Genomic DNA, 25943 nt, shown 5'->3' with positions numbered 1-25943 from the left:
GTGCCTTAACGCACAACGTAGGGCAACAATGCCAGGAAACGCGCGCGCTTGATGGCGGTGGTCAACTGCCGCTGATACAAATTGCTGGTGCCGGTAATCCGGCTGGGGACAATTTTACCGGTCTCGCCCACATAAGCCTGCAAGGTTTTCAGATCCTTGTAATCAATTTCCTTGACGCCTTCCGCCTTGAAACGGCAGAACTTGCGGCGCCGGGTAAAATTGCCGCCACCGCGCTTGTCACCATCACCATCCCGATCTCTATCCCGATTAAATGCCATCTTGTCTGCTCCTTGAATCAGGCCGTCTCAACGGCTTCATTGTCAATGCTTTCACTTTCTTCGTCGTCAGTTTCAACGCGCTCACGCCGGTCATTTTCATCACGGGCCAAGAAGGAAGCTTCTGTCACCGCTTCTTCGCGAGCCAGAATCAGATGCCGCAATACGGCGTCGTTGAAACGGAAAGCATCTTCGACTTCAGCCAGAGCCGTGCCGCTGCATTCGACATTCATCAGCACATAATGGGCCTTGTGGGCCTTTTTGATGGGGTAAGCCAGCTGCCGACGGCCCCAATCCTCCAAACGATGAAAACGACCGCCATCGGCTTCGATCATGCCGCGATAGCGTTCAATCATCTGGGGAACTTGTTCACTCTGATCAGGATGGACCAGAAACACGATTTCATAATGACGCAAACGTTGCTCCTTATGGTTCACTGCGGAGTCCGGACGCCCATCGTCCGAACAAGGAGTAAAAATTGGTGAGGGCGTATTCTAATACGCGGCGTGGGAAAAACAAGAGCTTAACTGGATATTTCGGCAATTTCCCGCACATAGTGGGCGCGCTCGGCCGTTGGCAGTGGCGTTCCGGCTGTTCCCGCCAGGGATGCCAACCGTGCTGCGCCAGCCCTTATCCCCTGATTTTGCAGATGGGCAATGGCCATACGAGCACCGTCAGGATCATTGCAAACCAGCAGCAGATCGGCGCCGGCCTGCTGCGCCGCATCCACCCGCGCGGTCATTGCACCTGCCCCATGAGCTCCGCCCATACTCAAATCGTCACTGACAATGACCCCTGTGAACCCCATCTCTTGCCGCAGCACGTCCTTGAGCCAGACACTGGAAAAGCCCGCAGGATTTTCGGAGTCCACCTGCGGATACAGACAATGGGCAGGCATAATGGCTGGAAGCCCCGCCTGGATCAAGTCCCTGAAAGGGCGCATATCCTCCTCCAGGGCGCTACGCGGCCGCTCATCCCTGGGCAAATCATGATGGGAATCGGCTGCTACGCCGCCATGACCAGGAAAATGCTTGCCCACCCCCTGCAAACCAGAATCAGACATCCCCTGCCAGAGACGCTTGGCAAGGGCCGCTACCCATGCGGGATTGCGGTGAATGGCCCGATCACCGATCACCCGGGAAACACCGCGATCCAGATCCAGGCAAGGGGTAAAACTGAAATCCACGTCCAGCGCCCGTAATTCCGCACCGAGCAGACGCCCCCAGCCATAAGCCAGGGATTGGGCACTTTGCAGCCCCTGCTGCTCAGCCCGGTAGCCCAATCTGGCCATGGGCGGGAAACGGGTCACCCCCTCCTTGAGACGCTGTACCCGGCCGCCTTCCTGATCGATGCCGATCAGCAGCGGCGGGCTGCGCAGGGCATGGATATCCTGACAGAGCGCTTGGACCTGGCGGGCATCCTGACAGTTGCGGGAAAAGAGAATCACGCCGCCGACGGCCGGTTCGCAGAGCATCTGCCGCTCTTCCGGCATAGGCTGCAGGCCGGCGATATCCACCATCAGGGGACCACGCGGCATGATTCGTTCAGTTCCGGGGGGCATCCTGGGAGTTTCCGCTCGTCGGCTGTTCTGTTGCTTCGCCGGTTTCCTGCGCTTGGGCCTTGGCCTTGCTGCCCTCCTTGTCTGCGTCTTCCTGCTGGACCAGCTCCATGTCCGGCGACATGGAAATCGGCAGCTCAATGCGCGGCGGCTGACTGGGAATACCATGCACATGCACCGGGACGATCATCATACTGAATCCGTCATGCTGCAAACGATCCTGAACAATAAAACTGACTTCATCATGCAACAGACCATGGAAGGGTCCCCTGGCCCGATTGTCGATGACGCGCCCCGCAAAAAAGATACTTTGCGGAAAATAACGGATGGCCACATCGGCCAACTCTTCCATGGCCAGAATCCGATCCGTGGAATAGGTGGCAAACCAGGTAGCCGCCATCCCTTCATTACGACAGAAGGCCATATATTGATTGGCTTCTGCTTCTACATACACCTTCAGGTCTTCCAACGCCTTGATACCCTTGAATTCGCCTTGCCCGACAATACCCGCCAGCAGAAACACGTAATTTTTGACGAAGCCACCCACCATCCGATGGGCCGTCAGCAGGGTATGCAAGCCCAGACCATCAAAACGGCTCACAAAAAACACCGCCGTCGCCCCCCGGGGATCCAGGGGTAAATTGGGGCCGGGCTCCAGGTGCTCGGGAACCACATCCAGCATGGTTTCATCCAGCTCGGCGGTAATTTTGCGAATGCTCTTGTAATGCCGGTAAATCAGATAGCCGAGCACCACCACAATCAAGGTCACCAGCAAGGTAAACCAGCCACCGGCATCGAATTTTTCAAAAATGGTGATGGCCAGAATAGAGGCCGTCACGATAAAACCCAACACACTGATGGTAAGGCGACCTTTCCAGTGGGGTTCGTGACGGCGCTGGGTAAACCAGTGCCTGCTCAATCCCGCCATGGTCAAGGTAAAGGTGATAAACACGTTGATACTGTAGAGCACCACGAGAATGCTGACATGCCCGCCGGTAGCCAGCAAGATGGCTACTGCCGCAAAACCCACCAGAAGAATGCCGTTGCGCGATACAAAGCGATCCGAGAGGTAGGAAAAACGTTCGGGCAGCCAGCGGTCCACCGCCATATTGGCCATGACAATGGGAGCAGTGATAATACCGGTGTTGGCGGCGATGAACAGCAGCAGGCCTTCGGTCACCAGGGTGATGACCGTGGCCGTGGGACCAAAATGGATCCCGGCAATGGTCCAGTCGCTGGTGATAGCCGTATAGAGAACAGCATTCAGGGTCTGCCCGGAGTGTTCATGAACATGGTACATCAGATACAGAAAAATCAGGCTTCCCGCCACCAGTGACAGGGAGGTAGCCAGCAAAGTCATGGTACGCTGCCCGGTCTGGATACGCGGTTCACGCATGATGTGCACGCCGTTGGCCACTGCCTCCAGACCGGTGTAGGTTCCGCCACCCAGACTGAAAGCGCGCATGACCAGGGCGGCGATGAATATCCAGCCATAGAGCTGATCGTCGTTCCGGGCACCGGCTATAGTGTTGCTGGCAATACTCGGAAAATCGCCCACATGGCTGACCAGACCAAAACCCAGCATGATGATGTGGGTGGCGACGAACGCCATGAAAATGGGCAGGAGAATCTTGATGGATTCCTTCATGCCCCGCAGATTGATGAAAATCAGGAATAGCAGAATGGCCACATCAATCAGAATGCGTTCGCTGTACCAGTAGGCGGGTAAACTGCTGAGCAGCGTTTCGGTACCCGAAGCTACGGAAATGGCCGCCGTCAGCACATAATCCACAATCAGGGCCGAACCGCTGACCAGCCCCGCCTTGGGACCGAGCAGGGTCGAGGCGGTGTGATAACCACCGCCTCCATCCGGAAAGAGGGCAATCACCTGTTTATAACCCGCCGAAATGATGAATACCGAAATCGGGATACCAATCGCCAGAAAAACTGCGAGATATTCATGGCCCTTCAAGGCATAATAAATTTCCGGCGGACCATAGGCCGACGAGGACAAAGCGTCTGATCCCAACCCCACCCAGGCCAGAAAGGCCGCCAGGGACAAACTCTCAAACAGTTTCGGGTTGAATACGTTTACGGCGCGGCGAAATCGGGGTAAGCGAATCCAGGCCATTCAGGACCTCCTCAACGGGGGAAAATCAACAGGGGGTTGTAGCCCGATAAAAACCGGGAATCCCGGCGCAATCGCTGGAAAAAGGCTGCATATCGTCTCGGGATGCATACGAATACAGCCTGCTGAAACAGGTTGGCCAAGCCGCGTGGTATCAGCCGTGCCATGAATGTAAATATAACGGCGAAAAGTATCTTGCAAGGCGCCGCTATTCAGTCCCGGCTCCATCCCCGAGAGCCAGAGAATCCGCCCCAGTATCCAGTCTTGCTGGGGGATATCGGTCGCATCCCGGGGAGAAAAGCACGCTCCGGTCCAGCGCCGCCCGCGCAGGATGGCGTTATTCGGCAAGCCCGCGCCGATTTTTGCGCGGACCTGATGCCAGCCGCGTGGCGTACAGGCGCTGTCACGCAACTCTCCCAAGCCGTTGCGGGCCGTAGACACCGGATATTGGGTCTGCTCGTCCAGAGCCGCCATCACCCGCAGTTGCTGACTGGGCACGTCCACCCACAGCCAGTGGGCAGGGGGGTCATTTTTCAAAGAGGGCGATGGATTCGACATGGGCAGTATGGGGGAACATGTTGACGACACCGGCAGCGCGCAGGGTATAGCCGCGCTGATGCACCAGATATTCGGCATCCCGGGCAAGGGTCGCCGGATTACAGGACACATAGACCAGACGGGCAACGCTGGGGGTCAGGCTTTGCAACACTTCCATGGCCCCACTGCGGGGAGGATCAATAAGCATTTTGTCGATTTTCCCTGCCATCTGAAAATCGCCCATCTGCGCCCGGGTCAGATCTGCCACCTGATAGCGGGCCAGGGCAGAAAGACCGTTAGCAGCAGCATTTTCCGTGGCCAAAGCCACCAGTCGCGCATCGCCTTCGATACCCAGCACTTCAGCACCCAGACGGGCGATGGGCAGGGTGAAATTTCCCAGCCCACAAAACAAATCAAGGATATGGTCACCCGCCTGGGGGCGCAGCAAGGCCATGGCGCGACGCACCATCACCTGATTGACCGGCTGATTCACCTGGGTAAAAACCAGCGGATCAAAGCGCATGCGCAGTTGATAATCAGGCAGGTCATAATGCAGGGCGGGAGGCTGTTCGGGAAAAAGTGGATGGAGGGTATCGGGACCGCGCGGCTGCAACCAGATTTGCAGGTCGTGATCCTGCCCGAACTGGCGCAGATGCTGGATATCACTGTCTGCCAACGGACGCATGTGCCGGAATACCAGGGCCACGGCATCAGGCGTGCAGGCCACCTCAATCTGGGGAAAATCCTGGGGCGACTGCATCTGACTGATCAAGGCCCGCAATTCCGCAATACGCTGTCCCACTCTGGGGTCTAGCACCAGACATTGCTGCATGTCCACCACATAGTTGCTGCTGCGCTCCCGGAAGCCGACCAGTGCCCCCCGGGTTTTGGGCGTGCGCACCGACAGTCGCGCCTTGCTGCGATAGCCGAGGCCTGTTCCGAAAATAGGCGGCAAAATCCGTTGGGGACGCACTTTGCCAATGCGCCAGAGATTATCCTCCAACTGTCGTTGCTTGATGGCCACCTGCGCCGTCAACTCCAGATGCTGCAAACTGCAACCGCCGCAGAGTCCAAAATGCGGACAGGGCGGTGTCACCCGCAAGGACGAGCTTTTCAGGAGAGCTACCGTTTCCCCCCGCTCAAAGGTCTTGTGATTTTCCGTGCGCCGGGCCAGCACATATTCGCCGGGCAGGGCACCATCCACAAACAGCACCTTACCATCGACCCGGGCAATACCGCGTCCTTCGCCATCCAGGCTCTCAATATGCACCCTTTCGGGTACGGCATCGCGAATAAGTTTAGGGCGCGACATGCAGGTTTTCCGGCCACAAGTCGAGAAACTCCCGGATATGGACCTCATCACGGTGCTGTAAATAGCTGCGCAACTGGGTTTGTCGGGCTTCGTAGGTGGATTTGTCGAGGTGCCCCCGGGTGAACTCAAAGCGCAGATGCATCAAGGCGGTATTGAGCACATCCACTTCGCAGTAATGGCGGATGGAGGCTATTTCCCCTTGCTGGTAATGCGTCAGCACTTCTGCACCACTCATACCGAGCTTGCCGGGTAAACCCAGCAACAAGGCCATGTCCTGCAGACGAGCTACATTCCGGGCCTGATACCCGGAGAGCAGGTCCATAAGATCCAGATGGCGTTCATGATAACGACTGGTGTAATTATTCCAGCGATAGTTACTGTCACTCTGCCCCTGCTCCCAGTAGCGCGCCGCCGGAATGCCGTGCAGGAAAGCCCGGTAATGCAGCACCGGCAGATCAAAAGCGGCACCATTCCAGGACACCAGTTGCGGGGCGTGGCGCTGAATCATCTGGAAGAAGGCATGCACCAGGGTGGCTTCACTATCGCCTAACGCTCCAAAGCTGCTGAGCTTGACCTGATCGCCCTGCCACCACAAGGCGGAAATGGCCACCACCTGATGCAGATAGGGGCGCAAAAACTCAGTGGCTCCCTGGGTTTCAATACGGCGTTGATGCTGCAGCAACTCCGCCACACCCGCATCATCGGCCAGGTCAATACCATGCAGACGCCGACCTCCGGCAATATCCGGAATGGTCTCGATATCAAAAACCAGGATATTCTGCAAAGTAGGATTTATTTCTTCTGCCACTGCCCACTGGCATTCTGGTACCAGTATCCGGCCGGAGCCTTGCTGATCCAGGTCTGGGCAAAGGTCTGCTGAATTTGTCCTTCCCAGTCGGGATGCCCATTGGCATTGGCAATTTGCTGATAAAGATTCTGCAGGGCACTGTTGTTGCTCTGACCAACCCGCTGAGACCAGCGCGAGCCTGCAAGGACACCGCCGCTGCGTCATGAATGGCGACCAGGCCATTGGCAGTCCAGCCCACTGCACCACTCTCGAAATAGGGGCGCATCTGCGCGGCAATGGCTTCCAGCTGAGCCCGGGCAGCCTGCACCCCGGGGCTGGAGGCATTCAAGTCGGCCGCCGCTTCAGCCGGAGTACTCACGACCGAAAACCCCGTAGCCAGCAGATATCCTGCCACATGGGCCGGGGTCAGGCGCTCAAAAGCGCTGGGGGCCGGCGAAGCGGCAGGGGCGGTTGCTGCCGGAGCTGACTGATCAGGCACTGCAGCGGCGGGGGCCGGGGGAGTAACTACTGCGCCATGGGCAGCCGCCTTATACACCTCACCCACCACCTGGTCCGCCAGGCGCTTGGCCGCCGCAGCCGGAAAATAAATATTCACAGTGACGCAAGCCGAAAGGCCCACGAGCATGCCCAGCAGCAACAGTGCCTGGGCGCTGCGGGTTTTCAGCCAATTTTGCCTGATCATCTCTGTCTATTCTCCTGTGTGCATCTGCGGTCCGGTTTCCATGGCCGTTTTCAGTCTGGCCAGCAATTCATCCCAACTGACCCGGCGATTGTACCCCACTATATCCACCCTGGGCAGCCCTTGTCCCTGCAAAATCACAAAACCACCATTTTCTGTCCCCACTCCTGAAAGCTCGGCGATGCCATTGTCCAGGTCAATCCCCATTCCCAACTGACGGTAACTGAAGGTCTTGAACAAACGTAAAAACATCCCCTGAAAAAAGCCGCTGATGCCCTCTCCCCCGCCTAATTTGGTAATGCTTTGAACGGCCTGATAACTGATTTTCTGGGGAACGCCCGGGGTCTTTACGGTCGCGAAACGGCCCTGAAAAGCCTCGGGAGACCAGTTCAGCAGGTAAAGATGACGCAAATCCCCATCCAGCACGCCGCTGATATAACCAAAGTGAAAGGCTTCGGTGAGCGGCTTCAACTGTAACCCCTGTACCGAGATATTGGCCCGCAACAGGGGCATCACACCCAGGAAATTTTGCACCTGCAAATCACGGACCCGGACTTTGCCCCCGAAAATACCCGCACTCAATTCGCCGCTGGTGCGAATGGTACCGGCATGGTAGGTCAGTTCCGGTATGGTGGCCTGAATCGTCCCGGTAAATGGCGGCCAGTGCATGATCCGGGTCAGTGATCGCATACTCAGCCCCTTCAGGTCACCACGCATGGCAAAGCCGGAATGCGTCCCCCGCCAATGCCCGGAGAGTTGCTGAAAATGCAGAACACCACCTAGAAGATGAATATCCAGGGGATGGTACAAGGCAAAACCGCCAGGGTGCAGAGCCAGCCGCAGCGCCACGGGTCCAAGAGGAATGTGGTACAGGGTAGCGCGCTGCCAATGAAACACCGCGCTTTCCACCGGCGAATGTTCGCCCCAGGCCCCATGGCTGCTGACCCCCTGCAAGCTCATGGGCGGACTAGAAAAACTGCCGTTCTGAAGATCCCAACGCAGGGCGTGCAACGCCGGATCGCCGCCCACAGAAAAGTGCAGGCGTCCGGCCAGCAGGGCTTGCGCCGCAAAACTACTGGCCGGCAACAAGGGTTTGATCCAGGTCGCGAAGAGAGGTTCCAAGCCGACATCCACATCGCGCAAATCCCAGCGCATGGAAGCACCATGAATCGGCCGACTCACGGCGAAACTGGCTGTGCCGAGTTCCGGCCAGTCGATACGGCCCCGGTCCAGACGCCACTGTTGCGCCGTCTGTTGCCAATCACTATGCACTATCACCGGATGCACCGGCGCCGCCCAGTACCAGGGACTCCACAATACCCCGCCCTCGCTCCAGCGAAGCTGCATTTGTCCCTGCCAGTGTTGCTGCCATTGGCCATCACCCGTGAGCGTTGCGGCCACATTCTGGGCGGCTTGCAAACCATCAGGGCTACTGAACTGCCCCTTCTGCAGCTGCGCCACAAAATGCATCCGCTTTACCTGTGACCAGTTTTCTCCATCAGACGTTACCTGCCAATGCAGCGCGCCGCCCGCCTGCCAGTGAGCGGGAAGGAGATGCAGGGCGGGGACCCATTCTTTCAGAGCCAGCTCTCCCTGGGCCTGCATTTGCCAGTGCCCCGTTGCCCCACTCCGGGCATGCAGGGCCAGGTGCCCGAATGTTGCCCCTTGCAGATGGAGCTGCAAGCTACCCGCGCCATCGCTACGTAGCGCCTGTAAGCGACCGCCACTCTGCAGCCCTCCCCAGGGACTTCCCGAAACCGCCAGATGCAGGCCGGTACAGGACCAGCCATGCCGGGTCTGCAAGATGCAATGACCCTGCATTTTTTGCCATATCCGTTGCTTGCCCGTCGTCACGGCTCCAGCCTGCATTTGCAGCTGAGCGACGCTGCGGGAACGGGTCTGCAGCAACATCCGCAGGTGCTGCGCTTGCCAGCCTGCCCCCTGCACGCTGGCGGCACTGATTTCCAGGGTTTGCGCCCCGGCAGAGTCCGCGAGCAAGAGTCCACAGCCGCAGAGCAGCAACAGGCTGATCCAGCCCCGGAGGAACGCCCGTGCACGGAACATGGTGAAAGCCTGCATCGCCACTCAGGCCGGGAAAATACCCGTACTCAGGTAACGATCACCACGATCGCAAATAATGGCAACCAGCACCCCCTGCTCCAGATTGCGGGCCACGCGCAGGGCAGCAGCCACCGCGCCCCCCGAAGAAATACCCGCCAGCACCCCTTCATCCCGGGCCAGACGCCGGGTCATATCTTCGGCTTCTTCCTGGGTCACGTCCTCAATCTGGCTGACCATCTCGCGATGATAGATTTTCGGCAGATAGGCCTCCGGCCAGCGGCGGATTCCCGGTATTTTCGCTCCTTCAGCAGGTTGTACGCCGACAATCTGAATAGCTGGATTCACGGCCCGCAGATACCGGGAAGTTCCCATGATCGTGCCGGTGGTGCCCATGGATGATACGAAATGGGTCACTGTGCCCCGGGTATCCCGCCAGATTTCCGGTCCGGTACTGAGATAATGGGCTTCCGGATTGTCCGGATTGGAAAACTGATCGAGCATGACCCCTTCACCAGCTGCCACCATCTGCCGGGCCAGATCAATGGAACCCTCAATACTGCCTTCTGCCGGAGTCAATATGACCTCGGCGCCATAAGCGCGCATTACTTGGCGGCGCTCAATGCTCATGTTTTCGGGCATGATCAGGGTCATCGGAATACCCCGCACCGAAGCAGCCATAGCCAGGGCAATCCCGGTATTTCCGCTAGTAGGCTCAATCAGGCGTGTGGAAGTGTTGATGGTGCCCCGCTCCAGGGCGCGACGGATCATGTTCATGGCCGGGCGATCCTTGACGGAACCCGCCGGATTGTTGCCCTCCAGCTTGCCAAAAATCCGGACGCCGGCACGGGGTGCCAGACTACTCAATTCGCAAAGGGGCGTATTGCCCACCCAGTCTTCCAGACCAGCCATCCTGTTCTCCTCATATCGTTTCCGGATAGGCCTTCATCATAGACCCAAGCGGCAAAGATGGGCTATCTTGCCCCTTCACTAAAGTCGACAGCAAAACCGGCAATGGACAACAACCACTCTGAAAATCACGAAAAAAATACCGGCTGGCTGCGTGCTGGTGTACTGGGTGCCAATGATGGCCTGCTCTCCACGGCTGGACTGCTCAGTGGCGTCATTGCCGGCCAGGCCAATCATGACCAGATCCTGCTGGCCGGAGTAGCAGCCTTGCTCTCCGGGGCCTTATCTATGGCAGCGGGGGAATATGTTTCGGTCAGCTCCCAGCGCGACAGCCAAAAAGCCCAATTGCATCAGGAAGCCCAGGAAATTCGGAAAAACCCCGAACTGGAACAACTGGAGCTTTGTAAAATCTACATGGATCGGGGACTGGATGAGGCCTTGGCTCGACAGGTTTCTTTTCAGCTGATGCAGCGCGACCCCCTCGAAGCCCATGCCCGAGAAGAACTGGGGTTGACAGAAGTAGCCAAGGCGCGCCCGCTGCAGGCGGCCACAGCCTCCGCAATTTCCTTTATCAGCGGCGCTCTACCGCCGGTACTGATCAGCACGTTGATGCCTCATGCCTATGCATTGCCGGCTTTGTTTATCATTACCCTGATCTTGCTGGCTCTGTTAGGAGGGATTTCGGCGCGCATCGGCGGCGCCAAGGTCCGCGCCGGAGCGCTGCGCGTGCTATTCTGGGGGAGTGTGGCATTGGCTTTTACGGCACTGGTCGGTCATCTGCTGAGTCAGGCCATCAGCTAGGTTTCGACGTCAGAAGGAATTCAGCATGCTTCGAGAAAAAATCTCACCGCGATGGCATATTTATCCCGATAACGCAGAAATCAGCACCCGACTGGCTGCCGCCATTGCCCGGATGGCCGCTGAAGCTATCGCCCGGCGTGGGGCTTTTCATCTGGTGCTAGCAGGCGGCAATACCCCTCGCGCCGCCTATGTCCATTTGCCCGCGCTGGGGAGCGACTGGCAGCACTGGCATATTTATCATGGCGATGAGCGCTGCCTGGCGGTGGACGCTGCCGAACGTAACAGCGTGATGCTGGAAGCCACCTGGTTATCCCAAGTGCCCATCCCCCGCACCCAGATTCATCACATCCCGGCAGAAAAGGGCGCACAAGAAGCCGCCCGGATCTATGCCGAAGTGCTGCCCCGGCAACCCTTCGATCTGGTCCTTCTCGGTCTCGGCGAGGATGGTCACACCGCCAGCCTGTTTCCCGGCCATGACTGGGGCCAGGACACACGCACACCCGCCACTCTGGCTATTTTTGATGCCGCCAAGGCTCCGGCGGAGAGAGTCAGCCTCAGTGCCTGGCGGCTGCGTCAAACCCGGGCCCTGTTTTTTCTGGTCTGTGGCGCTGGCAAACAAAATGCTCTGCGGGCCTGGCTGCAGAACGCGCCTATTCCGGCCACGACAGTGGGCAGTGATGCTGATGTGTGGCTGGACATGGCCGCCTGGCCGGAAATATTGCCAGAAACCCGATAGACGGCAACAGGCGTGCCGCCGCCCACAAGCTATTCGCTGGCGCTGGCTTGGGACTGCTTGACCATGGACAAGGCGGTACCCACCAACGCCCCCACATTGCCCAGATCTGCCGGGATGACCAGGCTGGTACTGCTCTTGGCCAGATTTCCCCATTTTTCGATATAATCTTTGGCCAACTGCATTTGCAGGGCCTCAAAACCACCCGGTTCGTGAGCAGCTTCGCCAATCACGCGAATGGCCCCGGCCGTCGCCTCGGCTACCAACTTTATGGCCGTGGCTTCGCCTTCAGCGCGCAGCACTTCAGCCTGCTTGCGCCCATCCGCCACATTGATTTCCTGCTGCCGTTGGCCTTCTGAGGTATTGATCTGCTGCTGCCGCTGGCCTTCTGATTTGGCAATCATGGCGCGTTTTTCCCGCTCGGCGGTAATCTGAAGCTCCATCGCCCGAATGATTTCAGCGGGCGGAGTAATATCCCGAATCTCATAGCGCAGCACCTTCACGCCCCAGTTCAGCGCCGCTTCATCTACCGCAGAAGCCACGGCGGTATTGAGCAACTGCCGTGAAGACAAGGCCACATCCAGGTGCAACTTGCCGATTTCCGAACGCATGGTGGTCTGGGCCAGCTGGATGACGGCGGTAAAAGGATTGCTGGAACCATAGGCGGCCTTCACCGAATCGGTAATCTGCAGATAAAGCACACCATCCACCGTCATGGTGGTGTTATCCAAAGAGATACAGGCCTGGGCCGGGACTTCCATGGGTACTTCGCGCATATCGAAGCGAAAGGCCACCCGATCCAGAAAAGGAATAATGAAATTCAGGCCGGGTTCCAGAACGGCGTGGTATTTGCCCAGACGTTCGATAACCCAGGCACGTTGTTGCGGCACGACCCGGATGGTGGTGCGCAGGATCAGGAATGCCGCAACAATAACAATCAGGATGATGATGAGGGAGGACATAGAGACTCCTTGTCGGCATCTTGCCGGGGTAATACGCCTAAATGTAGCAGGTTATCAGTCTTGCCGATGATCACCGCACGATCGCCCGCGCAGGGAGCGGGTCCATCATCCACCACCGCCATCCATTCACTTCCCCGGTAACGCACCGTGTAGTGATCGTTCTGGTCGGGACCACCGATGACATCGACGCCCTGGCCCAGATCAAAGTCCTGCAACCCTTGGGCTTTACTGGCCAGATGATGACGAAAAGCCATACCGGCAGGCAGCAGCACCAGACAAAAGCCCAGAAACACCCAATGTAAAATGGTTCCGGGCAACAAAAGCCCGGTAATGGCCGTAAACAGGGCGGCCAATGCCACTGCCGCCAGATAAAAAGTTCCGGTAAACAGTTCGGCCACGCCAGCCACAAAAGCAATAATGACATAGACGAAGAGCATGGTAGTCACCTTTCAGTGCCGGCAACGCCTCATTCGCGCTGCAAAAACAAAGCCCCCAGCGGCGGCAGGGTCATTTTCAGGGAACAAGGCAGGCCCATCCAACTGAGCGCTTCTGCGAAGAGCGGATTATTCCCCACATTACTGCCCTGGTAAGCGGCGGCATCACTGTTGAAAATTTCCCGATAAATCCCCGGTTCCGGTACACCAATGCGATAGTTTTGCCGCAATACGGGGGTGAAGTTGAATATCGCCAGCACAAAATGTCCTTGCCGATCACGCCGCAAAAAACTGAGGATGGATTGATCGGCATCATGACAGTCCACCCAGGAAAACCCCTCCGAAGCAAAGTCCAGGTCATGCAGGGCCGGTCGATCCCGGTACAGATGGGCAAGATCCCGACTCAGTCGCTGTACTCCCTGATGCCAAGGGGTCTCCAGCAAATCCCAGTCCAGGGATGCTCCACAGTTCCACTCTTTGCCCTGGGCAAATTCATTGCCCATGAAATTGAGCTTCTTGCCCGGATGGGCATGCTGATAACTCAGCAACAGGCGTAAATTGGCAAAACGTTGCCAGGTGTCTCCGGGCATTTTATCCAGCAACGAGTGTTTGCCGTGCACCACCTCATCATGGGACAGAGGCAGGACAAAATTCTCGGCATAGGCATACAGCTGACTGAAAGTCAGAGCATTCTGATGAAAGCGGCGATAGACCGGGTCCTGCTGCATGTAGGACAGAGTGTCATTCATCCAGCCCATGTTCCATTTCATGGAAAAGCCCAGACCTCCCACATAGGTCGGCCGCGACACCATGGGCCAGGATGTGGATTCCTCGGCAATGGTGAGGATGCCGGGATAGCGCTCATTGAGCACTACATTCATTTCCCGCAGAAATTCAATGGCCTCCAGATTTTCCCGGCCCCCATAACGGTTGGGAATCCAGTCGCCGGCATTCCGGGAATAATCACGATAGAGCAGAGAAGCCACCGCATCCACCCGCAAGCCATCAATATGAAAGCAATCTGCCCAATAACAGGCATTGGCCAGCAGGAAATTACGCACTTCGTTCCGGCCAAAATTGAAAATGTAGGTTCCCCAATCCCGATGTTCACCCTCCCTGGGATCCGCATACTCATACAGGGGCGTTCCATCAAAACGCGCCAGGCCCCAGTCATCCTTGGGGAAATGTCCCGGTACCCAATCCAGCAGCACCCCGATGCCCGCCTGATGAAAATGATCAACAAAAGCCCGGAAATCATCGGGGCTGCCAAAACGGCTGGTCGGCGCATAGTAACCGCTGACCTGATACCCCCAGGATTCATCCAGCGGATGCTCCATCACCGGCATCAGTTCGATATGGGTATAACCCATGTCCTGCACATAGCCCAGCAAGCGCTCGGCGAGTTCTCCATAAGTCAGAAAATGTCCATCGGTATCCCTCTGCCAGGAACCCAGATGAACTTCATAAATGTTCATCGGCGCATGCTGCCAGTCAGCCTGCATGCGCGCGGTCATCCAGTCATGGTCCTTCCAGACATGCTGACTTGCCACCACCCGGGCGGCCGTACTGGGGCGCTTTTCAAAGGTATTGGCGTAGGGATCGGTCTTGACAAAAACCACGCCGGAATCGCGATGACGGATTTCAAATTTATAGATTTCACCCGGCTCCAGACCGGGGATGAACAGCTCCCAGAGCCCGCTCATTCCCCGCACCCGCATGGGATGACAACGCCCGTCCCAGCGATTGAAGTCACCGACGACACTGACTCGTTCGGCATTGGGTGCCCAGACCGCAAACAACACCCCATCCACGCCTTCGTGGTTACGGAGATGTGCTCCCAGATGGCGATAGGCTTCGTACAGGCGCCCTTCACTGAACAGATAGACTTCAAGGTCGCCCAGCACCGGACCGAACACGTAAGGATCATAGGCTTCATGGGTACCCAGGACATCCTGCCAGCGACAGCGATAGGGCACCGGCAGCACCTCGCCATTATGGGTAAATATTCCGTCGGCATGTTGCCGGGTCATGGCCACCCAACCCTGGGGGGTCTGCAGCTCAACGGCGGAAGCGCCGGGCAAAAATACCCGCTGTGTCCCCTGCCCGGCAGCATTTCGGTGCTGCCCCAACCAGGCAAAGGGATCATGATGGCGGGCTTCACGTATCGCCATCTCCTCCACATCCACACTTTCGTCATGCTGTTTTTTGGACGATGAGTTCACCACAATCTCCTTTTCATGTTTTTGATTGGGGAGCCGTTCTCACTTGAGCATAACACATCAGCGGGAAAGTCCATGGGTGTCATTTCCACACTTGCCGCAATCCCTCAAGTTCAGTACCTTAAAAGCGAAAGCACAGGGAATCCTGTCTATACTCCAAGTCAGGTTAGCACCAGTGCCCGATAAGGAGAGCAGTATGTCCGAAGAAACCCAGAGTGGCCCCAGCAATTCCCCGCGCTTCGTCAGTAATCTCACTAAAAATACCCTGGCCCTGGTTCTGGCCGGTGGCCGTGGCAGCCGTCTCGGCCCTCTCACCGATTGGCGGGCCAAACCGGCCGTACCTTTTGGGGGTAAATTCCGCATCATCGATTTTTGTCTTTCCAACTGCATGAACTCCGGCATCCGCCGCATTGGTGTTCTGACCCAATACAAGGCCCACAGCCTGATCCGCCACATTCAACTGGGTTGGGGTTTCCTGCGCGGTGAATTCAGCGAGTTCATCGAAATCCTTCCGGCCCAGCAGCGCATGAATACCGGCTGGTACAAGGGCACCGCCGATGCCATCTTCCAGAATATCGACATTTTGCGCGCCCACCGTCCCCGCTATGTGATTGTCCTTGCCGGGGACCATATTTACAAAATGGATTACGGTCAGATGCTCGCCGAACATGTGCAAAGCCAGGCGGATATGAGTGTGGCCTGCATTGAGGTCCCTCTGGAAGAAGCCAAGGGTTTTGGCGTGATGACCGTCAATCATGAAGATCGCGTCACCGGCTTTACCGAAAAACCCAGTGATCCGACCCCGACTCCCAACAATCCCGACCGGGCCCTGGCCAGCATGGGGATTTACGTATTCAACACCGATTTCCTCTATGAACAGCTCATTCGTGATGCCGACAGCCGCGAATCCACCCACGACTTTGGTAACGACCTGATTCCGTATATGGTTTCCCGCTACCGGGTCATGGCCCACCGCTTCCGCAACAGCTGCATCAGCAGTAATGAAGGCAAGGCCAGCCGCTGCTACTGGCGGGATGTGGGCACCGTGGATGCCTACTGGTCCGCCAATATCGATCTGGTCCACGTCACCCCCGACCTGGACTTGTACGACAGCCGCTGGCCCATTTGGACCTACCAGGAACAGCTCCCCCCGGCCAAATTCGTGTTTGATGATGAAGGACGCCGGGGCATGGCCCTGGACAGTATTGTCTCGGGTGGCTGCATCATCAGTGGCGCCACCGTGCGGCGCTCCCTGCTTTTTTCCAACGTCCGCGTCAATGATGGGCACACCCTCATCGAAGACTCGGTCATCCTCCCCAATGTGCGGATGGGAGAAGGTGCCCGACTGCGCAAGGTTGTGGTGGACAAGGGCACCATCATCCCCGACGGGCTGGTGGTCGGTGAAGATCCTGCCGAAGATGCCCGCCGCTTTTATCGTACCCCCAATGGGGTTACCCTCATTACTCCGGAGTTACTCGGCCAGCAACTACATTTTGTGAGGTGAGATATGCCCCCGGCACGCGCCCTCCATGTCATTTTCTGCTGGCACATGCACCAGCCCGACTACCGCAATGCAGAGGGTGTTTATGCCCTGCCGTGGACGTACCTTCATGCCTGCAAGGATTATGCAGACATGATCGCCCATTATGAAGAAAACCCCCTGGCCCGGGGCGTATTCAACTGTGTACCCATCCTGGTCGAGCAAATACAAGATTACAGCGACCAGTTTGCCAGCAATGCATTTCGCGATCCCCTGCTGATGGCCCTGGCCAGCAACGACCTCAAAACGCTGAGTAACGAAGACCGCCATCACCTCATGGAACAGTGTTTCCGGCTGGATCCGGAGCATATGCTCAATCCCTTTCCCGGATACCGCCGCCTCCATGAAATTTATCTGCGCATGCGCGACGATCCGGTGGAATTATCCGATTATTTGTCCATTCAGTTTGTGGCGGATCTGCTGGTCTGGTATCACCTTGCCTGGACCGGGGAAACCGTGCGCCGGAACAGCCCACTTGTCCAAAAACTGATGGCCAAGGGACGTGGTTTCAGTCCTGAAGATCGTCAGGAGCTTCTGCATTTTCTGGGCGACCTGATCTCCGGACTGATCCCCCGTTACCGCGCCTTGGCCGAGGCTGGCCGCATCGAGATTTCCACCACGCCTTACTATCATCCCATTGGTCCCTTGATGCTGGATTTTGCGGCCGCCCGGGAAGCCGTTCCCGAAGCGCCATTGCCCGTCTCCACCCATTATCCGGGGGGACGGGAGCGCGCTCGGTGGCACATCCAGCGCGCCCAGGCCAGTCATCCTCAGCAGTTTGGCATTGCTGCCCAGGGTATGTGGCCGGCAGAAGGCGGGGTTTCGGCGGCATTCGTGCAAATGCTGGGCGAAGCTCAGGTCACCTGGACCGCATCCGGGGAGGGCGTATTGACCCATAGCCTGCTGCGCAGCGATACGGATGCCGCGCCCCGGAGCCGCGCCGAGTATTTGTATCGATCCTATCGTCTGAATGGTCAGGGACCTGCCCTGTTTTTCCGCGATGACGCACTCTCCGATACCATCGGTTTTGATTACAAGACCTGGTTCGGACACGATGCCGTCACCGATTTCATGCACAAACTGGAATCCATCTGGCGACAGACGGAAGATCAAGAGCATCCTGTCGTCAGCATCATTCTGGATGGAGAAAATGCTTGGGAATATTATCCTTATAACGGCTATTATTTTCTCTCGGAGCTGTATCGCTCCCTGTCCAATCATCCTCACATCAAAATGTGTACCTTCAGTGACTATGTGCAGGACCATCCAGAAGCCATCCAGAATCTGACGGATCTTGCGGCAGGCAGTTGGGTTTATGGCAATTTCAGCACCTGGATTGGCGATGGCGCCAAAAACCGCGCCTGGGATCTGCTGTGTGCGGCCAAGCGCGATGTGGACCAGCATCTCGATGCACTCAGTCCCGAAAAACAGGAGGAAATCACGGAACAGCTCGGGCGCTGCGAAGGCTCGGACTGGTTCTGGTGGTTTGGGGATTACAATCCGGCGGACTCCGTGCGAGATTTTGATGACCTGTTTCGCATGAATCTACGAAAATTGTATATTTTGATGGAAATTTCCCCTCCAGAGGCATTGAACGAGCCCATCAGCCATGGCGGGGGTTCGGCAGAATCCGGAGGTACCATGCGCCGCACCCATACAGAAGGATGAATGTATGACCCACAGCACCCCCCTCCTCCTGGGCGTCCACGCCCATCAGCCGGTCGGTAATTTTCCCCATGTGATGGATGACGCCGTACTGCGTTGTTATCACCCATTCCTTGAGGCCATGCATCGTTTTCCGGAATTCCCCTTTGCCATTCACATCAGCGGCTGGTTACTGGATTACATGCTGCGCGTCCATCCCCAAACGACGCAGCTTTTGCAGGACATGGTCCACCGTAATCAGGCAGAACTGGTGGGAGCCGGTGATACCGAGCCGGTGCTGGCGGCCATTCCTCATGCCGACCGCATCACCCAACTGGAGGCCATGGCGGAACGGCTCGATAAGCACTTCGGACAGCGTCCGGTAGGAGCCTGGCTGACCGAGCGGGTCTGGGATCCCAGCGTCGTTCCTGCCCTGCAGGAGTCGGGCATTCGCTATGTGATGGTTGACGATTATCACTTTCTCTGCGCGGGCGCCGCAGCCGACCAGCTCGGCAGTTTTCATCGAACTGAAGAAAATGGTCAGGCGGTGGATGTATTCCCTATCTCCGAAGCCCTGCGCTATCGCCTGCCCTTTTCAGAAGCTGCCGCCGCGGTCACCTTTATTGAGGAAATCTCCCTGCACAATCCCGGAAGCGCCGGGATTTATTTTGACGATATCGAAAAGTTCGGTGTCTGGCCGGAAACCTACAGCTGGGTGTACGAAAAAGGCTGGCTGGAACAATTTCTCAGGGGCGTGCTGGATTCGCCGCATATTCAACCGATGCGCTTCAAGGATTATCTGCAAGCCCATCGCCCCCAGGGCATCATCTATTTGCCCACCGTTTCCTACAGTGAAATGAATGAATGGACTCTGGCTCCCGATGCCGCCCGCCGCTATGCGGCTTTTCTGGATCAGGAAAAGAGCGCTGGCCGTCTGGAGGAGCGCAAACCTCTGATTCGTGGGGGTATCTGGAAAAACTTCCTGACCCGCTATCCGGAATCCAACTGGATGCAAAAACGTATGCTGCAATTATCCCAGCGCTTTCACGCCCTGCCCAAGCGCCAGCAAAGCAAGCAGATGCGCACTGACCTGCACGAGGCCCAGGCCAATGACGCCTACTGGCACGGCCTTTTCGGCGGCATTTATCTGCCCCATCTGCGCCGCGCGGTTTACCATGCCATCGTTCGCCTGGAAGCGCGTCTGGATCAAATTCAGCCCCGCCCTGACTTGCAGTCCCTGGATGTGGACATGGATGGGCAGGATGAACTGTATTATCACAATGACCAGCAACAGCTCATTATTCGTCCGGCACCTTCCGCTGCCATAGTGGAATGGGATGCTTATTCACTCCACCACAATCTCGGTGACACGCTGGCGCGCCGCGACGAAGCCTATTATGACAAAATCCGCCACGGCGCGGTGGAACATGCCGCCCCCAGCGAAGGAATTGCTTCCGCCCACGACCGTATCAGTTTCAAAACGGAAATCACCGCCGAAGACCTGGTGATGGATACGGCCCCCTGTCACAGCTTCCAGGAATGGCTGGATGATGCAGCGGTCAGCTACTCAGAAAGCCATATAGTGCAAAACACTCCCCATTTTACGGGCGGAATCGCCGATAGCTGGGCCGTCAGCAAGGGATATCATCTCTCAGAAAAAGGACTGCTGGTGCAGTACCGGATAGAATCTGCGCAGACTAACACGGTATCCCATAGCTTTCATTGCCGCCTGTATCTGGCCATGCCCAGTTGCGACGGTCCGGCCGGCCAGTTTTTTGCCGACGGCACATCCCAAGGGGGCTTTGGTCAGCCCATTCAAGGCGAAAAAACCCGGCAGATTGTGCTGGACGATGCGGTCATGGGCGGCAAAATCCGGCTGAACTGCCAACCGCCTGTACGCTGGGAAGCAGCTCCCCACCTGACGGTTTCTCAGTCCGAGGCGGGCTTTGAGAAAATCATGCAGGCTTTGCAACTGGATTTTTACTGGGATATAACGACCGGCACGACGCAAAATATCGAAATTCTAACGGAGCTGATTGCGCATGGCTGAAAGTCTGACCATTGGTATTGATATCGGCGGCACCAATTTACGTTTTGGCGTGTTTCGGGGTCATGAGTGCCTGGACAGTATTCGTCATGCCGTGGACCTGCGCGACAAATGTGCGGCAGCAGCAGACGCGGAAGCAGCCGCCCAACTGTTTACCGGATTACTGGAGAATGGCATCGCCGAGCTCCGTCATCAATATCCCGAAGTCAGTCGGGTGGGGGTGGCCGTCCCCGGCTTTGTGAACGCCCGAGGGGTGCTGCTGCAATCGCCCAATATTCCCCAACTCATCGACTTTGACTTGCAATCTGCTGTGCAGCAGGCCTGCCAGCTCCCGGTACTGGTCGAAAATGATGCCAATGCCGCCGGTTATGGCGAATTCTGGGAAGAAAAACAGGATGCTCCCGAGCTGCGCGATCTGCTCTATGTCGGGCTTGGTACTGGCGTAGGGGGCGGCTGGGTTCACGAAGACCGGCCCTGGCGCGGCGAACATGGCACCGCCATGGAAATTGGTCATCTTATTGTGGTTCCGGGCGGACGGCGCTGCGGCTGTGGCAACCAGGGCTGTCTGGAACAATACGCCTCGGCACGGGGCATCCGCTCCAGCTATGTGGAACTGACAGGCACCGGTCCCGATACGGCGGTCATTGCGCAAATGGCCTGTGATGGTCGCCCCGAGGCCACCCGGGTGTTTCAGATGGCGGGAGATTATCTGGGACAAGCTCTGGCCCATATTCTCAAAGTAGCCGATGTCCGGGTCATTCGTGTCGGTGGTGGGGTCAGTGCCGCCTGGGATTGCTTTGCCCCGGCATTGCTGCAGCGTCTGGACGCCGACCTGATTCCCGCTCTGCGCGGGCAGGTGGAAGTGAAACGCGGTAATGATGATGATCTTGCCGGCATGCGCGGCGTCGCGTTGCTGGCCGAGCAGGAACTCAGCCTAGACTGACTGCTAAATGATGCGTATCGGCGTTTTCGATTCGGGCATAGGCGGTCTCAGCACCCTGCTGGCCTGCCTGCGTTACCTTCCCGAGGCCCATTTTCTGTTTTACGGCGATACCGCCCATAGTCCCTATGGGGACAAAAGTCCCGAGCAGGTGCGGCAATGGACTGAAGCCGCTTATGACTGGTTCATCCGGGCAGGAGTGGATGCGGTCGTGCTGGCCTGCAATACCGCCACCAGTGCGGCAGTATCTCCCATTCGAGAGTATGCCGATGTTCCTGTCATTGGCATTGAACCCGCCATCAAAAAGGCGCTGACTCTGTATCCCGAGGGCAGGATTCTGCTATTGGCCACCACCATGACCGTGGCGGGGGCCAAACTGGAACAGTTGCTCACCCAGCTACCCGATGCCCGGCAACGGGTCATTCCCCTTGCCTGCCCCGGCCTTGCGGAACGCATTGAATCCCAGCGTATCGACTGGCAACAGCAGGTTCGGCAATACCTGCACCGGCAGGTGTTGCCGGCCTGTACGCCTGACATTCAGGCCATCGTTCTGGGTTGCACCCATTATTGCTGGATCAGCGAATGGTCATCAGGACTGGCAGGGCGGGCGATTCCTACCCTGGATGGGAATGACGGCGTGGCGCGGCAACTCTGCCGCAGACTGGATATTCCTCTGCAAACGGATGCCTGCCCGGAACTACCCGGGGAAGCATCCATCGATTTTCATTTTACGGCAGAAGCGGCGGCAAAAACCCAAGTGGCCAGACAGCTGCTGGCCGCCCATGGCATCCGGACTCAGTCGAGCTGAACGCCCTGATCCGTCAGCTTCACGCCATATTTCTTGGCCTGGGCTTCTCCCTGAGCATACGCCAGGTTCGCCAGTTCTTCAGCATGTTTGGCCTTGACGACGGCTTCATCATATTTACCCGCCTTATCAGCAGCAACCGCCTCTTTGTAGATTTTGGGGGTAGAAAGCCATAAATAATGCACGGCAGAAGTCTTGGCCATGGCGGTTTTGGCCGCCGACAAAGCCTGCTGGGCATCTGCTGCCGTCACATCGGACGCTACCGCAAAACCTGCCATCATCAATGTGCCTGCCGCCACTACACTCATTATCACACGCTTCATAAATGCACCTCCCTCGGACTCTGTTTGCCAATACGGACAATACTCCAGACGATGTACTAGCAGGATTTGTTCCTTTTTTTGCATCCGGATGAATAAGCTCAACAATCTAAAACAACTAGGAGAACACAGCAGCAAAATGGCCGATATGGGCCAGACCCCCCGGCGTGCAGGGGGACCATTTCGGACCATTTTCGGGGAGCCATCGACTAGATGAGCAAAGGCACAGCCAGAGCCAGCGCATGAATGAGCACGCCCACCAATCCCCCCACCAGCGTTCCGTTCACCCGGATATATTGCAAATCAGTCCCAACACCCTCTTCCAGCAAACGGATCAGGTCTTTTTCCGGCCAGTCGAGAATGGTTTTTTCGATATGCTGGGCGAGCCCATCCCGCACTGCCGGGGCCAGGCGCCGCACACTGCTTTCCAGGTAAGTGTTGATGGCTTCGCGCAAAACCGCCTGCTCCCCCAAAAAAGCACCCAGTTGCGCGGCCAGTTCCTGGACTTGATGTTGGAGACGGGAGTCGGGACGTTGCAAATCCCGATCCAGCCAGGCGCGTAGATCACGCAGTACGCCGTCGGCATATTCCTGCACTGCAGGATGGGCAATCAAGCCCTGCTGCCAGCGCCGGATGCGCTCCTGAAAAGGACCATCCGTCTGTAACCGCTGAATAGCCTCGGCCATCCAACGATCAAAGGCCAGACGACGGGGATGTTCCGGATCATCCTCGATCTCTTGCAGCAGCTGATGCGCTGCCTTGACCAGATTGCGGGCGAGATTATCGCTCAGGGTAGCAGGGTCCATGAGCGTACTCATCCACGCAAACAAGGTGGGATAAGCCCGCTTGAGAATGGCGGCAATATGCTCTGCCAACAGACTCCGGGTATCTTCTCCATCCAGCCACTGGCGCAGGCGTTGAATACCATCATCCAGCAGCGCCTGATGACGATGGTCTTCGGTCAGCAAGGCCAGGATACTCCCTATCCAGCGGGCGCCATCCACCCGCTGCAGTTGGCGGCCCAGTGCTCCCCGCAAAGCCTTGCGCAATTCGGCATCATCACTCAAAGCCAGAGCTTTTTGCAGCAGGGTCAGCAACTGCCTGGCCAACAATTCGCTGCTTTCTGGCTGGGCGAGCCACTGCGCCAGCCAGGCGGCGGGGTCCGCACGGCGCAAGAGGCGCACGATGGCCTCACTTTCCAGAAAATGATCGCGGATGAAGCCGGACAACCGCTTGGCCAGCCGCGCCTTGTTACGCGGCAAAATGGCCGTATGCGGGATGGGTAAACCCAAGGGATGCCGAAACAGTGCGACCACGGCAAACCAGTCGGCCAGGCCACCCACCATGGCCGCCTCGGCAAAAGCCCCGGTCCAGGCCCAGATGCCCTGAAAATCCCGACTGGCCGAAAGTATAAAAAGCAGTAGCGCCAGCACCAGTAAAGCCAGCGCCCCGCGCCGCATATTCTGCAATGACCGGCGCCGTACCGGGGTGCGGGGATTCAATGGAAGTTCAGGAAATTGCTCTGGATTCGTGGTCATGTTCGGGAGTTTAGCACAGGGGCTTGCCTTCAGGAGAAATCGCCATTTACTATGCAGGCATAATGATCCAAAGAGGGGAAAACCATGCGTCTGCTACTGGCTATTTTTTTACCATTTCTGGTGTTTTTTACCATCGGCCGGCCGGTGGCCGGTATTATCTGCTTGATCCTGCAGATCACGGTACTGGGCTGGATTCCAGCTGCCATTTGGGCCGTGTATGCCTTGAGTCAGTACAAAACCGATCAGAAAATCCAGAAAGCGCTGGGGCGCTGAAAAAGACCGCCGGCAGTTCGCGCTGGCGTTGTTTTCAGTCTTTACGTTCGTCGAGTTGCGTAGCGCCCGTCCTGGTCATCACCGGGCGCGATAATGCGATTTCCAGCGCTGTTTCCAGGCGGATGACCCGTTCCGTCAGCGTTTCGATTTTACCCTGCTGGGATTTTACGGCTTCGGCCAGACGCTCCACCTTGTCATTCATCTTGATGACCGTGGTCAAGGCCTCCCACATTTTGTCGGTGATAGCCATCACTCTTTCCGGCTGGATTCCAGACTGGCAATACGTTGGTTGGACGCCTCCACAAAAGATAAAGTGTCATCAATGACCCTGCTGGCCTGGGCGGTGGTCTTTAACATCTGGTCCATCATGCCCTCCAGCATCTGCTCATCTTCGCCCGGGCGGAAGGACGAGGCGGCACGGCGCAAAAACTCCCCCATGGATATGTGCGCCTCCTGGGCCATTCTGGCAATCAGTGCCTTTTCCTGTACCGTCACCAGAACTGGAATACGTTCACTATACGCTGCCATTATTGCCTCCTTTATGTGCATGTTCGGCACATATTGATTGTTGCTAGGATTGTTGTACCTGAATGACGTTGGACGTCTCAGGTCAGTAGTGGAACCGAAGTTGCGAGAATTCTAACGCATCATTGACGACGCGATACACCATGCGATGCTCATCCGTAATTCGGCGCGACCAAAAGCCCGACAGCGCGTGCTTCAGTGGCTCCGGCTTACCCACACCGCTGAATGGTTCGCGTTGTATCTCCCGAATCAGCTTGTTGATCCGCTCCACCATTCGCTTGTCTTGCTTCTGCCAATATAGGTAGTCTTCCCATGCCTCGTCTGCAAAAATCAACTTCACTTTGCCAGTTTCCGCTCGACACCCTTGTCTGCGTTCAGTTGTGCAACGGCGGAGAGAAGACGCTTGGCGTTGGCAGGTGTGCGCAACAGATAGGCTGTTTCCTCAAGCGCTTTGAAATCTTCAAGCGAAAGCATCACAACGGATTGTTCGCCGTTGCGCGTGATAATCAAAGCTTCATGATCATTACAAACCCTATCCATTGCGCTGGCGAGATTTGCACGAACAGTGGTATAGGTAATTGCGTCCATGGGTGGCTCCTGAAATGTACGTCTTACTGTACAGCATTAGGCGCTAGGTGTCCAACCCGTCGTTCTAGGGGACGCGCCGCGATGAAGTTGCGTCGCGTCCCCTGAGTTTCCATCATGATTGTAGGATAGTGTCTCGTACTGTATGTCTGTTAGACTCGTACCAAATAAAGGTAGATCGGTGTAACACTGATTGCCCATTTTGCAAACTTCGCCTCGGATGACTCTAAAAATCCCGTTATGTCCAAACTAGATAACATCCCTGAACCCAGCGAGACTTCTTCTCTTCGTGCCGTCGCTTTCTTCTGCGGTA

Annotated in this window: 27 protein-coding genes; 8 read left to right on the top strand and 19 right to left on the bottom strand. The window is 57.1% G+C overall.

All coding sequences use genetic code 11. The features are described from left to right. Nucleotides 1-5 precede the first annotated feature (5 nt). The 10 genes from rpsR to cysM all read right to left on the bottom strand — a co-directional run bounded on the left by rpsR (nt 6) and on the right by cysM (nt 10267). Nucleotides 6-278: a 30S ribosomal protein S18 gene (gene rpsR, locus AC2VLR_RS08295; RefSeq protein ID WP_010637680.1), complete on the bottom strand. Its 273-nt coding sequence runs from the start codon at nt 276-278 to the stop codon at nt 6-8. A 17-nt stretch (nt 279-295) separates the two neighbouring features. Then, nucleotides 296-691 (bottom strand): 30S ribosomal protein S6, encoded by a 396-nt coding sequence (rpsF, locus tag AC2VLR_RS08290; RefSeq protein ID WP_215842639.1) that lies wholly within the window; start codon nt 689-691, stop codon nt 296-298. Between the two features lie 107 nt (nt 692-798). After that, nucleotides 799-1812, bottom strand: coding sequence for a beta-N-acetylhexosaminidase (gene nagZ / locus AC2VLR_RS08285; RefSeq protein WP_486881708.1), 1014 nt, complete (start codon nt 1810-1812; stop codon nt 799-801). A 7-nt stretch (nt 1813-1819) separates the two neighbouring features. Next, entirely contained in the window at nt 1820-3964 is a 2145-nt protein-coding gene (locus AC2VLR_RS08280) for an APC family permease (RefSeq protein WP_486881707.1), read from the bottom strand. After that, nucleotides 3965-4498, bottom strand: coding sequence for a L,D-transpeptidase family protein (locus AC2VLR_RS08275; protein ID WP_486881706.1), 534 nt, complete (start codon nt 4496-4498; stop codon nt 3965-3967). Next, on the bottom strand, nt 4488-5810 hold the full coding sequence (gene rlmD / locus AC2VLR_RS08270) for a 23S rRNA (uracil(1939)-C(5))-methyltransferase RlmD (RefSeq protein WP_486881705.1): 1323 nt from the start codon (nt 5808-5810) through the stop codon (nt 4488-4490). The genes AC2VLR_RS08275 and rlmD overlap by 11 nt, the downstream gene beginning before the upstream one ends. After that, entirely contained in the window at nt 5797-6618 is an 822-nt protein-coding gene (locus AC2VLR_RS08265; protein WP_486881704.1) for a 3'-5' exonuclease, read from the bottom strand. The genes rlmD and AC2VLR_RS08265 overlap by 14 nt, the downstream gene beginning before the upstream one ends. Further along, nucleotides 6603-6731, bottom strand: a complete 129-nt coding sequence (locus AC2VLR_RS08260; RefSeq protein WP_486881743.1) for a DUF1318 domain-containing protein — start codon at nt 6729-6731, stop codon at nt 6603-6605. The genes AC2VLR_RS08265 and AC2VLR_RS08260 overlap by 16 nt, the downstream gene beginning before the upstream one ends. Nucleotides 6732-7306: 575 nt before the next feature. Further along, nucleotides 7307-9361 carry a hypothetical protein gene (locus tag AC2VLR_RS08255; protein WP_486881703.1) on the bottom strand — a complete coding sequence of 685 codons (2055 nt, stop codon included), beginning with the start codon at nt 9359-9361 and terminating at the stop codon, nt 7307-7309. A gap of 21 nt (nt 9362-9382) precedes the next feature. Further along, the gene (gene cysM / locus AC2VLR_RS08250; RefSeq protein ID WP_215844126.1) at nt 9383-10267 is read right to left on the bottom strand and encodes a cysteine synthase CysM; all 885 of its coding nucleotides are present in this window, start codon (nt 10265-10267) and stop codon (nt 9383-9385) included. 102 nt (nt 10268-10369) lie between these two features. Between cysM and AC2VLR_RS08245 the strand changes: the two genes are divergently transcribed. Then, the gene (locus AC2VLR_RS08245; protein WP_486881702.1) at nt 10370-11065 is read left to right on the top strand and encodes a VIT1/CCC1 transporter family protein; all 696 of its coding nucleotides are present in this window, start codon (nt 10370-10372) and stop codon (nt 11063-11065) included. Between the two features lie 25 nt (nt 11066-11090). After that, nucleotides 11091-11801 carry a 6-phosphogluconolactonase gene (gene pgl, locus AC2VLR_RS08240; RefSeq protein WP_486881701.1) on the top strand — a complete coding sequence of 237 codons (711 nt, stop codon included), beginning with the start codon at nt 11091-11093 and terminating at the stop codon, nt 11799-11801. A gap of 29 nt (nt 11802-11830) precedes the next feature. On the opposite strand, the gene AC2VLR_RS08235 is transcribed toward pgl, so the two are convergent. From AC2VLR_RS08235 to glgB, 3 genes are read right to left on the bottom strand one after another with little or no spacing between them, the layout of a single operon-like run. After that, on the bottom strand, nt 11831-12760 hold the full coding sequence (locus tag AC2VLR_RS08235) for an SPFH domain-containing protein (protein ID WP_486881700.1): 930 nt from the start codon (nt 12758-12760) through the stop codon (nt 11831-11833). Continuing rightward, nucleotides 12736-13197, bottom strand: a complete 462-nt coding sequence (locus AC2VLR_RS08230; protein ID WP_486881699.1) for an NfeD family protein — start codon at nt 13195-13197, stop codon at nt 12736-12738. Before AC2VLR_RS08230 ends, AC2VLR_RS08235 begins: the two co-directional genes overlap by 25 nt. Before the next feature lie 29 nt (nt 13198-13226). Next, nucleotides 13227-15365, bottom strand: a complete 2139-nt coding sequence (gene glgB, locus AC2VLR_RS08225) for a 1,4-alpha-glucan branching protein GlgB (RefSeq protein WP_486881742.1) — start codon at nt 15363-15365, stop codon at nt 13227-13229. 244 nt (nt 15366-15609) lie between these two features. On the opposite strand from glgB, the gene glgC reads away from it, so the two are divergent. From glgC to murI, 5 genes are read left to right on the top strand one after another with little or no spacing between them, the layout of a single operon-like run. Beyond that, complete coding sequence (glgC, locus tag AC2VLR_RS08220) at nt 15610-16917, top strand: glucose-1-phosphate adenylyltransferase (protein WP_486881698.1); 1308 nt, start codon at nt 15610-15612, stop codon at nt 16915-16917. A gap of 3 nt (nt 16918-16920) precedes the next feature. Beyond that, nucleotides 16921-18621 (top strand): glycoside hydrolase family 57 protein, encoded by a 1701-nt coding sequence (locus AC2VLR_RS08215; RefSeq protein ID WP_486881697.1) that lies wholly within the window; start codon nt 16921-16923, stop codon nt 18619-18621. A gap of 4 nt (nt 18622-18625) precedes the next feature. Further along, nucleotides 18626-20647 (top strand): alpha-amylase/4-alpha-glucanotransferase domain-containing protein, encoded by a 2022-nt coding sequence (locus AC2VLR_RS08210; RefSeq protein WP_486881696.1) that lies wholly within the window; start codon nt 18626-18628, stop codon nt 20645-20647. Next, nucleotides 20640-21587 carry an ROK family protein gene (locus tag AC2VLR_RS08205; protein WP_486881695.1) on the top strand — a complete coding sequence of 316 codons (948 nt, stop codon included), beginning with the start codon at nt 20640-20642 and terminating at the stop codon, nt 21585-21587. The genes AC2VLR_RS08210 and AC2VLR_RS08205 overlap by 8 nt, the downstream gene beginning before the upstream one ends. A 7-nt stretch (nt 21588-21594) precedes the next feature. Further along, complete coding sequence (murI, locus tag AC2VLR_RS08200) at nt 21595-22392, top strand: glutamate racemase (protein WP_486881694.1); 798 nt, start codon at nt 21595-21597, stop codon at nt 22390-22392. Here murI and AC2VLR_RS08195 read toward each other — a convergent pair. Together AC2VLR_RS08195 and AC2VLR_RS08190 are read right to left on the bottom strand one after the other, a co-directional pair. Then, nucleotides 22380-22712: a hypothetical protein gene (locus AC2VLR_RS08195; protein ID WP_423856016.1), complete on the bottom strand. Its 333-nt coding sequence runs from the start codon at nt 22710-22712 to the stop codon at nt 22380-22382. The genes murI and AC2VLR_RS08195 overlap by 13 nt on opposite strands. 206 nt (nt 22713-22918) lie before the next feature. Continuing rightward, entirely contained in the window at nt 22919-24247 is a 1329-nt protein-coding gene (locus AC2VLR_RS08190) for a DUF445 domain-containing protein (protein WP_486881693.1), read from the bottom strand. Nucleotides 24248-24331: 84 nt separating this feature from the next. Between AC2VLR_RS08190 and AC2VLR_RS08185 the strand changes: the two genes are divergently transcribed. After that, nucleotides 24332-24520, top strand: coding sequence for a YqaE/Pmp3 family membrane protein (locus AC2VLR_RS08185; RefSeq protein ID WP_486881692.1), 189 nt, complete (start codon nt 24332-24334; stop codon nt 24518-24520). Nucleotides 24521-24554: 34 nt separating this feature from the next. Here the strand turns inward: AC2VLR_RS08185 and AC2VLR_RS08180 are convergent, their stop codons facing one another. From AC2VLR_RS08180 to AC2VLR_RS08165, 4 genes are all read right to left on the bottom strand, one after another. Beyond that, nucleotides 24555-24770: a hypothetical protein gene (locus AC2VLR_RS08180; RefSeq protein WP_215844321.1), complete on the bottom strand. Its 216-nt coding sequence runs from the start codon at nt 24768-24770 to the stop codon at nt 24555-24557. Further along, nucleotides 24770-25048 (bottom strand): plasmid mobilization protein, encoded by a 279-nt coding sequence (locus AC2VLR_RS08175; protein ID WP_486881691.1) that lies wholly within the window; start codon nt 25046-25048, stop codon nt 24770-24772. Before AC2VLR_RS08175 ends, AC2VLR_RS08180 begins: the two co-directional genes overlap by 1 nt. A gap of 82 nt (nt 25049-25130) precedes the next feature. Then, the gene (locus AC2VLR_RS08170; RefSeq protein ID WP_486881690.1) at nt 25131-25385 is read right to left on the bottom strand and encodes a Txe/YoeB family addiction module toxin; all 255 of its coding nucleotides are present in this window, start codon (nt 25383-25385) and stop codon (nt 25131-25133) included. Continuing rightward, the gene (locus tag AC2VLR_RS08165; RefSeq protein WP_215844326.1) at nt 25382-25633 is read right to left on the bottom strand and encodes a type II toxin-antitoxin system Phd/YefM family antitoxin; all 252 of its coding nucleotides are present in this window, start codon (nt 25631-25633) and stop codon (nt 25382-25384) included. The genes AC2VLR_RS08170 and AC2VLR_RS08165 overlap by 4 nt, the downstream gene beginning before the upstream one ends. Nucleotides 25634-25943 lie beyond the last annotated feature (310 nt).

Source organism: Acidithiobacillus sp. TH-A117 (genome assembly GCF_057473465.1).
This window is presented reverse-complemented; position numbering and strand designations above follow the sequence as displayed.

Coding starts and splice junctions, on each gene's coding strand:
- glgC (WP_486881698.1), top strand. CDS start 15,610: ATGTCCGAAGAAACCCAGAGTGGCCCCAGCAATTCCCCGCGCTTCGTC.
- AC2VLR_RS08175 (WP_486881691.1), bottom strand. CDS start 25,048: ATGGCAGCGTATAGTGAACGTATTCCAGTTCTGGTGACGGTACAGGAA.
- AC2VLR_RS08230 (WP_486881699.1), bottom strand. CDS start 13,197: ATGCTCTTCGTCTATGTCATTATTGCTTTTGTGGCTGGCGTGGCCGAA.
- AC2VLR_RS08245 (WP_486881702.1), top strand. CDS start 10,370: ATGGACAACAACCACTCTGAAAATCACGAAAAAAATACCGGCTGGCTG.
- AC2VLR_RS08190 (WP_486881693.1), bottom strand. CDS start 24,247: ATGACCACGAATCCAGAGCAATTTCCTGAACTTCCATTGAATCCCCGC.
- cysM (WP_215844126.1), bottom strand. CDS start 10,267: ATGGCTGGTCTGGAAGACTGGGTGGGCAATACGCCCCTTTGCGAATTG.
- AC2VLR_RS08195 (WP_423856016.1), bottom strand. CDS start 22,712: ATGAAGCGTGTGATAATGAGTGTAGTGGCGGCAGGCACATTGATGATG.
- glgB (WP_486881742.1), bottom strand. CDS start 15,365: ATGGCGATACGTGAAGCCCGCCATCATGATCCCTTTGCCTGGTTGGGG.
- AC2VLR_RS08235 (WP_486881700.1), bottom strand. CDS start 12,760: ATGTCCTCCCTCATCATCATCCTGATTGTTATTGTTGCGGCATTCCTG.
- murI (WP_486881694.1), top strand. CDS start 21,595: ATGATGCGTATCGGCGTTTTCGATTCGGGCATAGGCGGTCTCAGCACC.
- rlmD (WP_486881705.1), bottom strand. CDS start 5,810: ATGTCGCGCCCTAAACTTATTCGCGATGCCGTACCCGAAAGGGTGCAT.
- rpsR (WP_010637680.1), bottom strand. CDS start 278: ATGGCATTTAATCGGGATAGAGATCGGGATGGTGATGGTGACAAGCGC.
- AC2VLR_RS08165 (WP_215844326.1), bottom strand. CDS start 25,633: ATGGACGCAATTACCTATACCACTGTTCGTGCAAATCTCGCCAGCGCA.
- AC2VLR_RS08210 (WP_486881696.1), top strand. CDS start 18,626: ATGACCCACAGCACCCCCCTCCTCCTGGGCGTCCACGCCCATCAGCCG.
- AC2VLR_RS08280 (WP_486881707.1), bottom strand. CDS start 3,964: ATGGCCTGGATTCGCTTACCCCGATTTCGCCGCGCCGTAAACGTATTC.
- pgl (WP_486881701.1), top strand. CDS start 11,091: ATGCTTCGAGAAAAAATCTCACCGCGATGGCATATTTATCCCGATAAC.
- AC2VLR_RS08205 (WP_486881695.1), top strand. CDS start 20,640: ATGGCTGAAAGTCTGACCATTGGTATTGATATCGGCGGCACCAATTTA.
- nagZ (WP_486881708.1), bottom strand. CDS start 1,812: ATGCCGCGTGGTCCCCTGATGGTGGATATCGCCGGCCTGCAGCCTATG.
- AC2VLR_RS08255 (WP_486881703.1), bottom strand. CDS start 9,361: ATGTTCCGTGCACGGGCGTTCCTCCGGGGCTGGATCAGCCTGTTGCTG.
- AC2VLR_RS08180 (WP_215844321.1), bottom strand. CDS start 24,770: ATGGCTATCACCGACAAAATGTGGGAGGCCTTGACCACGGTCATCAAG.
- AC2VLR_RS08215 (WP_486881697.1), top strand. CDS start 16,921: ATGCCCCCGGCACGCGCCCTCCATGTCATTTTCTGCTGGCACATGCAC.
- AC2VLR_RS08185 (WP_486881692.1), top strand. CDS start 24,332: ATGCGTCTGCTACTGGCTATTTTTTTACCATTTCTGGTGTTTTTTACC.